The sequence below is a fragment of the Cryptocyanus atlanticus LEGE 06306 genome (assembly GCF_056633155.1).
The window spans coordinates 363,974-376,503 of sequence record NZ_JBSJOZ010000001.1 but is presented as its reverse complement, the minus strand read 5'-3'; the positions used below and the strand labels follow the sequence as shown (position 1 = coordinate 376,503).

Genomic DNA, 12,530 nt, shown 5'->3' with positions numbered 1-12,530 from the left:
CACTCAGAGCAGGGCCTCCCGCAGGGCGACGGCGGCGAAGACCAGGAACAGGCCCCCGCTGAGGCGGTAGAGCAGGCGTTCGGAGATTCGCTGGCCGATCCACTTGCCGGCCCCCACGGCCAGGCCCGTCACCAGGGCGTGGCCGGCGAGGGTGCCGGCGAGCAGACCCGAAAAGGTGAAGGCCGGCGCCGTGGCCAGAACCACGGTGGCGAACTGGGTGCGGTCCCCCAGCTCGGCCAGGAAGACCAGCAGGAAGGCCTCCCGGACCACCGCCCCGCCGCCGCGGATCGTCTGGTCCCCCTCCGCCGCGTTGACCAGATCCTCGGCTTCCTGGGCCTCCTGCTCCGCCGCTTCGCCGCCCATGGTCTGGGCATCGACCAGCAGCTTGAGGCCGAAACCGCCGAACAGGGCCGCCGCCAGCCATGGCACCACCGCGGCGGGCAGCAGGGTGCGCAGGCCGTAGCCCACCCCCAGCGAGATCAGCGTCACGGCCGCCAGGGCGAGGAACGCTCCCAGGAACACCCAGCGGCCACGGTGGCGGGCGGCCAGCAGCAGGGCCACGAAGAATGTCTTGTCGCCCAGCTCCGCCAGGGTGATCGCCGTGAAGCTGGAGCCGAAGGCGGCGAGGGCTGGATCGGTGGCCATGCGGGGGAAAGGGGCTGGCGCTCAGAACGGCTCGGCGGTGGAGACGAAGCCCACCCCGCCGTAGTACTCCAGGATCGGCCGGAGCGCGTCCCGGAGCCGCTCGAGCACCTCCTCCTCGCAGAACACGATCACGTGGGCGTTGGCGCCGAAGCCGCTGAACTCCATCGATTCGGAGACCGCTCCATGGGGGCCGCGGCCCGTCACATGGCGCATCACCGAGTACCCCGGGGCTCCGGCGGCATCGATCAGCCGCACCGCCCGTTCCAGTTCCCGTTCGCTGCAGATCAGATCGAGGCGTCGCATGGTGGGTTCGGCTCTCAGCGGGCGGGGATGACCCGATCCACGATCGCCATGTAGAGGGGAATGCCCACCACGATGTTGAACGGGAAGGTGACCCCCAGGGCGGTGGAGATGTAGAGGCTGGGGTTGGCCTGGGGCACGGTCATCCGCATCGCCGCCGGCACCGCGATGTAGGAGGCGCTGGCGCTGAGCACCATGAACAGCAGGGCATCTCCCCGGGGCAGGCCCAGCAGCCATGAGACCCCCAGCCCCACCAGGGCATTGAACAGGGGCATCAGCAGCGCGAATCCGATCAGGAAGGCCCCCGCCTGCCGGAGGTCGCCCAGCCGCTGGGCCGCCACGATGCCCATGTCCAGCAGGAAGAAGCTGAGGGTGCCGTAGAAGAGCTGACCGGTGAAGGGCTCCATCTTCTCCAGCCCCGACGGGCTGAAGGCCGCCACCAGCGCCCCGATCACCAGGCTGCCGATCAGCAGCAGCACGGACCCGTTCAGACAGGCCTCCCGCAGCAGTGCGCCCCAGCGCAGGCCCTGGCCGTCGCTCGGCTGGGCCGGCTTCCGGCCGCCGAGCAGCTGGACCAGCAGCAGACCGATGATGATCGCCGGCGATTCCATCAGGGCCAGGGCTGCCACCATGAACCCGTCATGGGGGGTGTCGGAAAGGCCGAGAAAGGTTTCCGCCGTGATGAAGGTGACGGCGCTGATCGAGCCGTAGGTGGCCGCGATCGCGGCGGCATTGAAGGGGTCGAGCCGCCGCCTCAGCACGGCGTAGCTGTAGAGCGGCACCAGTGCCGACATCAGCATCGCCGCGGCGATCGTGCTCAGCACCTGGGGGCCCAGGCCGCTGTGGAGCAGCTCGACGCCCCCCTTGAAGCCGATCGCCAGCAGCAGGTAGAGGGAGAAGAGTTTCGGCAGCGGAGCCGGGATCTCCAGATCGGATGCCACCAGCACCGCCACCACGCCCAGGGCGAAGAACAGCACCGGCGGCGAGAGCAGGTTCTGCAGAACCAGGCCGGTCTCCATCAGGCGAGTGTTCCGCATCCGACTTCGCAGGGCGACGCTACCGACCGGCTCCGGTGTGCTTCAGCCGGCCGGGGTGATCCGCACAGATCGACATGCCCCTCCGGCCCAGGCCCCGCCCCCTAGCCCTTCACGGCGTCGCCGCTGGCGCTGGGAAGGATGAAGCGCTGCAGCACGATGAACAGCGCCAGCACCGGCAGGATCGAGACCACCGAGCCGGCCGCCACCAGGCGCCAGTCCAGCGAGAAGCTGCTGGCCAGCTGTTGCAGTCCGAGCGGCAGGGTGTAGAGATCGGGATCATCCAAAATGATCAGGGGCCAGAGGAAATCGCTCCAGGTGCCGATGAACACGAACATCGCCAGGGTGATCAGATCCGCCCGGGCAGCGGGCAGCATCACGTTCCACCACTCCCCCAGCGGCGTGCAGCCATCGATGCGGGCTGCCTCCTCCAGTTCCACCGGCACCCCCAGGAAGCTCTGCCGCAGCAGGAAGATGCCGAAGGCGGTGGCCGCCTGGGGCAGGATCAGGGCCCAGAGCGTGTTGCGCAGGCCCAGCTGCACCATCAGCAGGTAGAGCGGGATCATCACCACCTGGAAGGGAATCAGGATGGTGGCCACCACCAGGGCCAGCACCAGCCCCCGGCCGGCGAAGCGCATGCGGGCCAGGGGGTAGGCGGCGAGGGAACAGAACAGCAGATTCCCCAGCACCGCCACCAGGCTCACCACCGTGCTGTTGACCAGATACAGGGCGAGGGGATGGTCGGCGAACAGGCGGCTGTAGGCCTCCAGGCTGGGGGCGGCGGGAAGCAGGGCGGGTGGGCTGGAGAAGATGTCCTCGGCTGGACCCTTCAGGGAGGTGCTCACCAGCCAGAGCAGGGGCACCAGCAGCAGCAGGGCCAGCAGCAGCAGGACGGCCAGCTGCAGGACGCTGGCCCACAGCGGCCGTTCGCTCCTCACAGGCGGGGCAGCTCCGCCACCGGCAGCGGGGCCATCTGGGGATGGAGGGGTGGGCGCTCCGTCCCCTGCACGAGGCGGTTGAGGGCGTTGACGAAAGCCTGGGCCGCCGCCACCACGATGTCGGTGTCGGCGGCGTGGCCGGAGTAGAGCACCCCCAGGTGGCGCAGACGGATCGTGACCTCGCCCATCGCATCGATGCCTTCGGTCACCGATTTGACGCTGAACTCCACCAGCTCGTTGGGCACCCGCGCCAGGGAATTGAGCGCCTGGCAGACCGCATCCACCGGGCCGGTGCCGATCGCCGCCTCGGTGAGTTCGGCCCCGTCGGCGGTCACCAGGGTGACGGTGGCGGTGGGCTGCAGGTTCGTGCCCGTGCTCACCTGCACCAGCTTGAGGCTGTAACGGGCTTCAATCTGCTGGGCCTGTTCGCTGACGATCGCCTCCAGATCCCGGTCGGTGATCTCACGTTTGCGATCGGCCAGTTCCTTGAAGCGGGCAAAGGCCTCATCGAGGTCGTCGCGCTCGAGGGTGTAACCCAGCTCCTCCAGCCGGGCCCGGAAGGCGCTGCGGCCGCTCAGCTTGCCCAGGGAGAGGCGATTGTCGGCCAGGCCGATCGTGCGGGCGTCCACGATCTCGTAGGTGAGGCGGTTCTTGAGCACGCCGTCCTGGTGGATGCCCGATTCGTGGGCGAAGGCGTTGGCTCCCACGATCGCCTTGTTGGGCTGCACCACCATGCCGGTGAGGTTCGAGACCAGCCGCGAGGTCTTGGCGATCTCCTCGGTGCGCACGCCCGTGAGGGGCTCGCCGGCGGCGGCGGGGCGGCCGAGGAAGGGATTGAAGTAGCTGCGGCGCACGTGCAGGGCCATCACCAGTTCTTCGAGGGCGGCATTGCCGGCCCGCTCGCCGATGCCATTGATCGTGCACTCCAGCTGGCGGGCGCCGTTCTTCACCGCCTCCAGAAAATTGGCCACCGCCAGACCCAGGTCGTTGTGCCCATGCACCGAGATCACCGCCTGATCGATGTTGGGCACCTCGCGGTGGATGCCGGCGATCAGGGCACCGAACTCGGCCGGGGTGGTGTATCCAACCGTGTCGGGGATGTTCACGGTGGTGGCGCCGGCGCGGATGGCGGCTTCGATCACCGCGTGGAGGTAGGCGGGATCGGAGCGGCCGGCGTCTTCACAGGAGAACTCCACGTCGTCGACGAGGGAGCGGGCGTAGGCCACCATCTCCTCGGCGATCGCGAGCACCTCGGAGCGGCTCTTGCGGAGCTTGTGTTCGAGATGGATGTCGCTGGTGGCGATGAAGGTGTGGATGCGCTGGCGGGCCGCGGGGGCCACGGCTTCGGCGCAGGCCTTGATGTCCCCGCGGGCGGCCCGGGCCAGGCCGCAGATCACCGGACCGTCGGGGGTGCCGACAGCAGCGGCGATGCGCTGCACGGCGTTGAAGTCACCGGGGCTGGCGAAGGGGAAGCCGGCCTCGATGATGTCGACGCGCAGGCGGGCCAGCTGGTGGGCGATCGCCAGCTTCTCCTCCAGGTTCAGGCTGGCACCGGGCGACTGTTCCCCATCCCTCAGGGTGGTGTCGAAGATCAGAACGCGGCCGAGTTCCTTGGCCATGACCGGAGTAAGACGAAACGACTATGAGTTAGTCCGATCTTAGGTGGAGGGGGCGATCACCACTTCCCGGGGCGGGCCATCCGGTCGCTGCAGCGACCGCCGGATCAGTTCGTGGCGCACCGGTTCCGCTCGGCTGGATTCGCCGCGGCCGCCCGGCTCCGCACTTCGCTGGAACACCGGCGTCTGCAGCGCCTCCCCCTTCTCCAGCCGGTCGCGCAGGGTGGCGAGATCGATGAAGCGATCCACCGCGTTGCGCAGCTCCCGGGGGACCATGCCCTCGCAGTTGAGCAGGGTGATCCGAACACCCCGCGCCCGCAGCACCTCCACCGGGCGTTCCAGATCGCGGCTGCCGCTCAGGAGCCAGACCTCATCGGTGCGTCCCGCCACCAGCATCAGATCGAGACAGATCTCCACATCCAGGTTGGCCCGGGCGAACTGACGCTGGTCGGGATCGGAGCCGAACTCCCGCAGGGGCTTGGTGCGGACCGTGAAGCCCAAGCTGGTGAGGGCATCGCGGAAGGGCCTCTGGTCGGCGGCATCCTTCAAACCCGTGTACCAGAAGGCGCTGCCCAGCTCCACGCCGGTGTCGTCGCCGGCGAGCTCGATCAACCGGCGTGGATCGAAGAACCAGCCGAGTTTCTGCTGGGCATAGAACATGCCGTGGCCATCGACGATCAAGGCACGCTGCAACGTCTTTCTCCTTCGTCCTCTCCAGGCAGCCTATGCAGCGATCCCCGCAAGTGTTGCGCCGCACCACTCGTACAGTTCCCCCACTGAAGGGACGTCGATGGCCGCCGGCACCCTGGCCCTGGTCTTCCACGCCCATCTCCCCTACGTCCGCTGCAGTCAGCCGGGCTCCCTTGAGGAGGACTGGTTCTTCCAGGCCCTGCTGGAGTGCTACCTGCCGCTACTGGATGTCCTGGAGGCCAGCGCGGCGGATTCCCGGCAGACCCCCCGTCTCAGCCTCGGCCTGTCCCCCACCCTGCTGAGCCTGCTCAGTGACGGGCCGCTGGTCGATCGGTTCCCCACCTGGCTGGAGCAGCGCATCCGGCTGCTCCAGCAGGCCCCCCCCGAGCTGCTGGAGGCGGCCCGCTCCCAGCGGGAAGTGCTCGAGCGCACCCGTGCCGCCTGGCTGGCAGGCGGGCCGGCGCCGCTGGCCCGCTTCCGGCGGCTGCGGGAGGCTGGCGTTCTCGACCTGCTCACCTGCGCGGCCACCCACGGGTATCTCCCCCTGCTCCGCCCCAGCCCCGAGGCGGTGCGGGCCCAGCTGATCACCGCTGTGCGGGAGCACGAGCGCCTGCTGGGGGAGCGGCCGCTGGGCATCTGGTTGCCCGAGTGCGCCTACTTCGAAGGCCTCGACCAGCCGCTGGCGCAGTGCGGCCTGCGATACGCCGTGCTTGATGCCCATGGGCTGCTCCACGCCCGGCCGCGGCCGCGCTACGGGGTCTACGCCCCGATCTGTTCTCCAGCGGGCGTGGCCTTCTTCGCCAGGGATGGCGCCGCCACCCTGCCCGTCTGGTCAGCCGCCGAGGGCTACCCCGGTGACGGAGCCTACCGGGAGTTCCACCGGGATCTGGGATGGGATCTGCCGGAGGAGGAGCTCCACGGTGCCGGCATCCCCACCGCCCGGCCCCTGGGCCTCAAGCTGCACCGGGTCAGCGGCGCCGACTGTCCCCTCGAGGCCAAGCAGCCCTACGACCCAGCCCGGGCCGCCCAGCGGGCGGGGGAACATGCGGTGGCTTATCTGGCGGGCCGGCTCGCCGAGCTCGCCGACCTGGGGGCGGCGATGGAGCGACCGCCGTTTCTGGTGGCCCCCTTCGACGCCGAACTGTTCGGCCACTGGTGGTACGAAGGCCCCCGCTTCCTGGCCGAGTTGTTTCGCCGCGCTCCGGAGGCCGGGTTGGCCTTCTCCAGCCTCCGCTCCGCCCTGGCCGACGGCCCGGCCCTGCAGGTCTGCCATCCCTCCCCCTCCAGCTGGGGCCAGGGGGGTTACCACCACTACTGGCTCAACGAGACCAACGCCTGGGTGGTGCCCGAATGGCAGCGGGCCTCCGAGGCGATGGTGCGGCATGTCAATGCCGGGGTGGCCAGCCTCCTGCAGCGGCGCCTGCTCACCCAGGCGGGCCGGGAGTTGCTGCTGGCCCAGAGTTCTGACTGGAGCTTCATCCTGCGGGCCGGCACCACCACCGAACTGGCCCGCGAACGCATCCATCGCCATCTCGGGCGCTTCTGGCGTCTGCTCCATCTGATCGACAGCGGTGCGCCGCCTCCGGCGGCCTGGCTCGAGGCCCTCGAGCGGGAGGACAGTCTGTTCCCCCGGCTCAATGCCGCCGACTGGGCCACGAGGACCCCGCCGCTACGCTGAAGGAGCTGGGCCCCTGGCTTCGGGATCAAGGCCATGTATTCCCATCTGCTGGTTCCCACCGACGGCTCCGAAGTGTCGGTGAAGGCTGTTCACGGCGCCGTGGCCTTCGCCAAGGAGATGGGGGCCCGCATCACCTTTCTGCATGCCCGTGCCACCCTGCCGGTCTCGATGGTGGGCTCCGGCGAGCTGCTCGACGGCGGCACGCTGCAGCAGCTCACGGCGGTGGCCGCCGAGAATGCGGAGCAGATCCTGGGCGAGGCCCAGGCGGTGGCCGACAGTGCCGGGGTTCCCGCCGACCACGACGGGGTGATCGACGATCTCCCCTACCGGGCCATCCTCGGCGCGGCGGAACGCCACGGCTGCGATCTTGTCTTCATGGCCTCCCATGGCCGTCGGGGTCTCAGCGGTCTGCTGCTCGGCAGCCAGACCCAGCGGGTGCTGACCCACGCCCCGGTGCCGGTGCTGGTGTTTCGCTGACGCTCCAGGCTCAGCCCGCCAGAGCGCGCCAGAGGAGCTGGGGCTCACGGCCCCGCAGTTGCACCAGGCCCAGCCGCACGTCCCTGGGTGCCTGGGCGAACAACCGCAGCATGGCGCCGATCAGCTCGCTGAGGCTGAGCGTGTTGGCCAGGAACCCATACCAGAGGGCCGGAGGGAGGTGGAAGAAGGTGTCGAAGAACAGGCACAGTTCCTGCTCGGAAAACCGCATCAGCTTCTCCAGTCCGAAGCGGTAGATCGCGTGCTTGCGGACCAGATCGGCCGGCCAGAGGGCATCCCAGGCCTCCCGGCTGGCCTGCTCGACGCTCCGGCCCGGGACAGAGAGGCCCCGGGCGATCGCCTCGGCCAGCCGTGGGCCTCGCCGCAGCAGGGATCCCACCAGATAGCCCGAAGCCGGATGGACCATGCTGGCGGCCCCGCCGAAGCCGATCACCCGTTGTCGCCGGTCGGGCAGGGGGAGGTTCATCGGGAAGAGGCAGTGCTCCTCATGCAGGATGTCCCGCACCGCCACGCCCCTCCGCTGGAGGCGGCGGAGCAGCCGTTGCCGCAGCTGCTCATACGGCAGCGGAGGGGCCAGCGCCAGGGAGGTCTCCTCCACGAAAAACAGGCCTCCGCCCAGATCCATCGCGTACAGGAAGGTGGGCGGCTGGCCGTGCTCCTCCTCGGTGAGGTGGTCGCTGCGGTAATCCATCAGAACGAACTGGCCCGCCTCCACCGGTGGCGCCGAGAAGGTGCCCACGATCCCGTAGGCCGCCTGGCCGGCGATGGGGCCCTGGTCGGGCCGCGTCACGAAGACGGGCTGGTGGCCGCTGGCGTCGATCACCAGCCGGGCCGCGAGCTGCTCCCCGCTGCCGCTGGTCACCTGGGAGCGGTCCGGCGTGTGTTCGATGGCGCCGGCCAGGCCCCGGTGCCAGACCATGGCGCCCCGTTCACAGCGCTCCAGCCAGTGGGCCTGCAGCCGGGTCTTGTCGAGCAGCCCGTAGTCGTAGCCGAGGCGAAGCGGTTCGGAGCCGAAGTAGCCGACGCAGTCGGACCAGCGGTGCTCCAGCAGGTGGGAGAGGCCCTGGCGATCCAGTTCCGTGCCCCAGATGCCGTAGGTGTTCGGCCAGGGGGTCGACGGGTCCGCCGCCGCCAGCCCGTGAACGTTCAGGCCGCGCTCGCAGAGCTCGCCGGCGATGGCCAGGGCCGCCGGACCCGCGCCGACCACCAGAACGTCCGCCGTCATGGGGCGGGCTGGGAGACCACCTCGTCGGGGTTGCCGGGTCCCTCGGGCTCCAGGTCGTCTTCCGCCGCCGCCGGTGGCACCAGGACCACCTCGGAGAGGCGGTCGCCGCTGTCGAGACGCTGCAGGCGCACTCCGGTGGCCGCCCGGGATTGCTGCGGAATCGCGTCGGCCTCCATCCGCACGATCACCCCGCGCTCGCTCACCAGCAGCAGCTCCTCGCCGCTGCCCATCACCGTCAGGCCCACGAGCACGTCCCCGTCACGGCGGAAGCGGATCGCCCGCAGGCCGAGGCCCGCCCGCCGCTGCAACCGGAACTGATTCACCGGCACCCGTTTGCCCAGGCCGCTGGCGGCGGCCACCAGCACCCAGGGCCCCGGACTGGCCACGCTGGTATCGGCGGACTCCCCGTCGCCCTCGTCGGCGCTGTTGGCGATCTGGTCGGCCAATTCGGCGGGGAGGACATCCATGCTGACCAGCTCGTCACCGGCGCGCAGGGCCATGGACCGCACGCCACGGGCGCTGCGGCCGAGGGGGCGCAGCTCCTCGTCGGTGAGGCGGAAGTGGATCGTCATGCCCTTGAGCGAGCCGATCAGCACGCTGTCGCCGGGCAGGGCCAGGCGGACCCAGCGCAGGGCATCGCCCTCCTCCAGGCCGATGGCGATCAGCCCGTTGGAGCGGATGTTGGCGAAGGCCGAGAGCCGGGTGCGCTTGATGTAGCCCCCGCTGGTGAGCATCAGCAGCTGAATGTCGTCGTCGAAGGCGGTCACCGCCAGCAGGGAGGTGATCTGTTCCTCGCGCGGAATCGGCAGGAGTTGCACCACCGGAGTGCCCTTCGCCGCCCGGCTGCCCACCGGCACCCGGTAGGCCGGCACCGCATAGACGACCCCCCGGTCGCTGAACAGCAGCAGGGTGTCGTGGTCGTTGCAGCTGATGAACAGCCGCACCGCCTCTTCCCCCTGGCTGCGGGTGCCGGCCTTGCCGCGGGTGCCGCGGCTGGTGGCCTCGAACTCGCTGACCGGCATCCGTTTGAGATACCCGTTGGCGGTGAGCAGAACCACCGAGCGCTCGTTGGCGATCAGATCGATGTCTTCGAGGCCGCCTTCGAGATCGAGAATCTCGGTGCGGCGCGGCGAGATGTAGCGCTCACGAAGTTTGTGAAGCTCCGCCTCGATCAGGCCGAGCACCCGCTCTCGCCGCCCCAGGATGTCTTTGTAATCTGCAATCTTAGTGACCAGATCCTCGTGCTCCAGCCGGATCTTGTCGGCTTCGAGGGCCGTCAGGCGCCGCAGCTGCATCTGCAGGATCGCGTCGGCCTGGATCTCGCTCAGTCCATGGTCGTCCTGCAGTTGCTGGCGCGCGCTGGCGGTGTCGGCGGCGGCGCGGATCAGGGCGATGATGGGGTCGAGCTGGTCGAGAGCCCGCAGCAGACCCAGCAGGATGTGGTCGCGTTCCTCCGCCTTGCGCAGCAGATAACGGGTGCGCCGCTCGATCGTCTCAATGCGGAATTCCAGGAACACCTGCAGCATCCGCCGCAGGGTGAGCAACACCGGTTCGCTGTTGACCAGCGCCAGCATGTGGGCGCTGAAGTTGCTCTGCAGGGGGGTGAGCTTGAACAGGTTGTTGAGCACCACCTGGGGGTAGGCGTCCCGCCGCAGCTCGATCACGATCCGCATGCCATCGCGGTCGCTCTCGTCACGGATGTCGGAGATGCCGTCAAGCTTTTTGTCGTTCACCATCTCGGCGATCCGCTCGATCAGCGATGCCTTGTTGGTCTGATACGGCAATTCGGTGATGATCACCGCGTCGCGGTCAGGGCGGCCCGGTACTTCGAGGGTTTCGATGGCAGCGACGCCCCGCATCGTGACCGATCCACGTCCCGTGGTGTAGGTCTCGCGGATGCCGCGGCGGCCCAGGATCTGTCCACCGGTGGGGAAATCGGGCCCGGGGATGATCGCCATCAGGGCCCGGTCGTCGATCTCGGGTTCGGCGATCAACGCCAGCAGCCCGTCGATCAGTTCGGTGAGGTTGTGGGGCGGGATGTTGGTGGCCATCCCCACGGCGATGCCCGAGGAGCCGTTCAGCAGCAGATGGGGCACCCGCGCCGGCATCACGGTGGGTTCCTGCTGGGAGCCATCGAAGTTGTCGATGTAATCGACGGTTTCGGCTTCGATGTCTTCGAGCAGGCTGTCGGTGGTGAGGGCCTGCAGCCGGGATTCGGTGTAGCGCATCGCCGCCGGAGGATCGTTGTCCACCGAGCCGAAGTTGCCGTGACCGTCGATCAACGGCATCCGCATCGAGAAGTCCTGGGCCATCCGCACCAGGGCGTCGTAGACGGCCGTGTCGCCGTGGGGGTGGTACTTGCCGAGCACCTCGCCCACCACCCGGGCGCATTTCCGATACGGCCGGTCGCTGGTGAGGCCCAGCTCGTACATCGCGTAGAGGATGCGGCGATGCACCGGTTTGAGGCCATCGCGGGCGTCGGGCAGGGCCCGACCCACGATCACGCTCATCGCATACTCCAGATAGGAGCGCGACATCTCATTGCGCAGGTCGGTCTGGATGATCCGTCCGTCCGATTCGCCGGGACCCGTTGGATCCGCCATCTCGCACCACACCGCCGAAGGTCACGTTAATCCAGCCAAGGTCTGGCCTGGCCCTGGGCCTCCCGCTTGGTGTCCGTTCGCTTCCCCGACCCATCCCGATGACCCAGGTCCCCCGCAGCGAGGAGGAACTCCAGCGGCGCCAGCGTGCCGGCGATCTGCGGGTGTGCAGTGGAGAGGAGTTCCGCGCCCGGGTGCGGGCCGGGGGCCTGGAGGAGGCCTATGCCGGCACCGATGTGGTGGTGGCCGCCAGTGCCGAGTTCACCGACCAGGCCACCCTCCAGCTCGGGCTGGGTCCCACCGATCCGCCGATCCGCCTGCGGGAGGCGCGTCTTGATGGGGTGGCCGGCCTCGGGTGCAGTGGCAGCGGAGGCCTCACCCTGCCCATCGGCGGGGGACTTGGGGATCCTCCCCGCCAGGGGGGCGCCCAGGTGCTCGCCGCGCTGCTAGCCGGCCGGGAGCTGGACCTGTCCGCCACCGGGGAGGGCACGGCCCTGCATCCGCGGCGTGAATGGCAGACCCGCCTCAGCCTGGAGCGGATCGGAGTGGCCCGTCTCCACCTGCATCGGGCGATCAGCGAGAACGGTGTGGTGGCGGTCAGCAGCGCCGAGGGGGTGGTCCACAGCCCCTATGGCCCGCTGCTGGGTCCCTGCGCCAGCGCTCTCTACAGCGCCGGCGGCTGCCGGGGCATCGGCCTGACGATGCCGGGTCTTTCCCAGCTCGGGCCGGGATCCCCGGTGCTGGTGGCCGGAGCCACCGGCTGGGTGGTGGGAGCCGGCAGCGGCCACCAGCCCGGCACCCGCCGGCTTCCCAGTGGCCATGCCCGGGGGCCGGGGGCGGTGGCGGCGGTCAGTGTCGATCTGGTCGAGCTGCGGCCCGACTGGATCCGCCCCTGCTTCTTCGAGGGGCACGGCAGCGCGCTGCTGGTGGCGATCGCCGCGCCGGTGCCCCTCCTCGACCTCCGGGTGGCCCGCCAGGCGGCGATCACCGATGCGGAACTGGAGGCGCCGGTGCTGGATTTCTCCATCCCGCGCCGGATCCGGCCCAGCTTCGGGTACGTGCCTTACAGCCATCTGCTCGCCGGTGAGATCCGGGTGGATGGGCGGCGGCTGCCCAGCGCTCCCGCCCACAGCCCGCGCCTGGCCGCCGAGATCGGCGCGGAGCTGGTCGATCGGCTGCGCAGCGGCCGCTTCCCGTTGCGCCTGTCCCTCCAGCCCCTGAGTCCACGCCAGGGGCTGATCCCCCTCGACGGTTGAGGAGCTGGAGGTGGCCCGCCGACGGGCGCTGTGCGCTCCGGGGCCGATCCCTC

At 69.7% G+C, this 12,530-nt stretch carries 11 protein-coding genes; 3 read left to right on the top strand and 8 right to left on the bottom strand.

The genetic code is table 11. The annotated features are described in order from the left end of the window. Positions 1-3: 3 nt before the first annotated feature. The 6 genes from ACWJI7_RS01975 to ACWJI7_RS01950 all read right to left on the bottom strand — a co-directional run bounded on the left by ACWJI7_RS01975 (position 4) and on the right by ACWJI7_RS01950 (position 5,214). Positions 4-645, bottom strand: a complete 642-nt coding sequence (locus tag ACWJI7_RS01975) for a TMEM165/GDT1 family protein (protein ID WP_479934846.1) — start codon at positions 643-645, stop codon at positions 4-6. Between the two features lie 21 nt (positions 646-666). Further along, a complete protein-coding gene (locus ACWJI7_RS01970) occupies positions 667-948 on the bottom strand; it encodes a P-II family nitrogen regulator (protein WP_479934845.1) in 282 nt (93 codons plus the stop codon). 14 nt (positions 949-962) lie between these two features. Further along, the gene (locus ACWJI7_RS01965; RefSeq protein WP_479935132.1) at positions 963-1,964 is read right to left on the bottom strand and encodes a sodium-dependent bicarbonate transport family permease; all 1,002 of its coding nucleotides are present in this window, start codon (positions 1,962-1,964) and stop codon (positions 963-965) included. A 119-nt stretch (positions 1,965-2,083) separates the two neighbouring features. Further along, positions 2,084-2,917, bottom strand: a complete 834-nt coding sequence (locus ACWJI7_RS01960; RefSeq protein ID WP_479934843.1) for a carbohydrate ABC transporter permease — start codon at positions 2,915-2,917, stop codon at positions 2,084-2,086. Next, on the bottom strand, positions 2,914-4,536 hold the full coding sequence (locus ACWJI7_RS01955) for a 2-isopropylmalate synthase (RefSeq protein ID WP_479934841.1): 1,623 nt from the start codon (positions 4,534-4,536) through the stop codon (positions 2,914-2,916). Before ACWJI7_RS01955 ends, ACWJI7_RS01960 begins: the two co-directional genes overlap by 4 nt. 39 nt (positions 4,537-4,575) lie before the next feature. After that, positions 4,576-5,214: a LabA-like NYN domain-containing protein gene (locus ACWJI7_RS01950; protein WP_479934839.1), complete on the bottom strand. Its 639-nt coding sequence runs from the start codon at positions 5,212-5,214 to the stop codon at positions 4,576-4,578. Positions 5,215-5,323: 109 nt separating this feature from the next. Here ACWJI7_RS01950 and ACWJI7_RS01945 point away from each other — a divergent pair, with 109 nt between their 5' ends. Continuing rightward, positions 5,324-6,901 (top strand): glycoside hydrolase family 57 protein, encoded by a 1,578-nt coding sequence (locus ACWJI7_RS01945; RefSeq protein ID WP_479934837.1) that lies wholly within the window; start codon positions 5,324-5,326, stop codon positions 6,899-6,901. Between the two features lie 33 nt (positions 6,902-6,934). Continuing rightward, complete coding sequence (locus ACWJI7_RS01940) at positions 6,935-7,378, top strand: universal stress protein (protein WP_479934834.1); 444 nt, start codon at positions 6,935-6,937, stop codon at positions 7,376-7,378. Positions 7,379-7,388: 10 nt separating this feature from the next. Here ACWJI7_RS01940 and crtL read toward each other — a convergent pair whose 3' ends face one another. Further along, positions 7,389-8,621 (bottom strand): lycopene beta cyclase, encoded by a 1,233-nt coding sequence (gene crtL, locus ACWJI7_RS01935; protein WP_479934832.1) that lies wholly within the window; start codon positions 8,619-8,621, stop codon positions 7,389-7,391. Then, positions 8,618-11,224, bottom strand: coding sequence for a DNA gyrase subunit A (gyrA, locus tag ACWJI7_RS01930; RefSeq protein ID WP_479934830.1), 2,607 nt, complete (start codon positions 11,222-11,224; stop codon positions 8,618-8,620). The genes crtL and gyrA overlap by 4 nt, the downstream gene beginning before the upstream one ends. A gap of 98 nt (positions 11,225-11,322) precedes the next feature. On the opposite strand from gyrA, the gene ACWJI7_RS01925 reads away from it, so the two are divergent. Then, complete coding sequence (locus ACWJI7_RS01925; RefSeq protein ID WP_479934829.1) at positions 11,323-12,477, top strand: homocysteine biosynthesis protein; 1,155 nt, start codon at positions 11,323-11,325, stop codon at positions 12,475-12,477. The last annotated feature ends 53 nt before the right edge of the window (positions 12,478-12,530 follow it).

Excerpts from the sequence above, each read along its gene's own strand:
- crtL (WP_479934832.1), bottom strand. The coding sequence starts at position 8,621 with ATGACGGCGGACGTTCTGGTGGTCGGCGCGGGTCCGGCGGCCCTGGCC.
- ACWJI7_RS01925 (WP_479934829.1), top strand. The coding sequence starts at position 11,323 with ATGACCCAGGTCCCCCGCAGCGAGGAGGAACTCCAGCGGCGCCAGCGT.
- ACWJI7_RS01975 (WP_479934846.1), bottom strand. The coding sequence starts at position 645 with ATGGCCACCGATCCAGCCCTCGCCGCCTTCGGCTCCAGCTTCACGGCG.
- ACWJI7_RS01970 (WP_479934845.1), bottom strand. The coding sequence starts at position 948 with ATGCGACGCCTCGATCTGATCTGCAGCGAACGGGAACTGGAACGGGCG.
- gyrA (WP_479934830.1), bottom strand. The coding sequence starts at position 11,224 with ATGGCGGATCCAACGGGTCCCGGCGAATCGGACGGACGGATCATCCAG.
- ACWJI7_RS01955 (WP_479934841.1), bottom strand. The coding sequence starts at position 4,536 with ATGGCCAAGGAACTCGGCCGCGTTCTGATCTTCGACACCACCCTGAGG.
- ACWJI7_RS01965 (WP_479935132.1), bottom strand. The coding sequence starts at position 1,964 with ATGGAGACCGGCCTGGTTCTGCAGAACCTGCTCTCGCCGCCGGTGCTG.
- ACWJI7_RS01945 (WP_479934837.1), top strand. The coding sequence starts at position 5,324 with ATGGCCGCCGGCACCCTGGCCCTGGTCTTCCACGCCCATCTCCCCTAC.
- ACWJI7_RS01940 (WP_479934834.1), top strand. The coding sequence starts at position 6,935 with ATGTATTCCCATCTGCTGGTTCCCACCGACGGCTCCGAAGTGTCGGTG.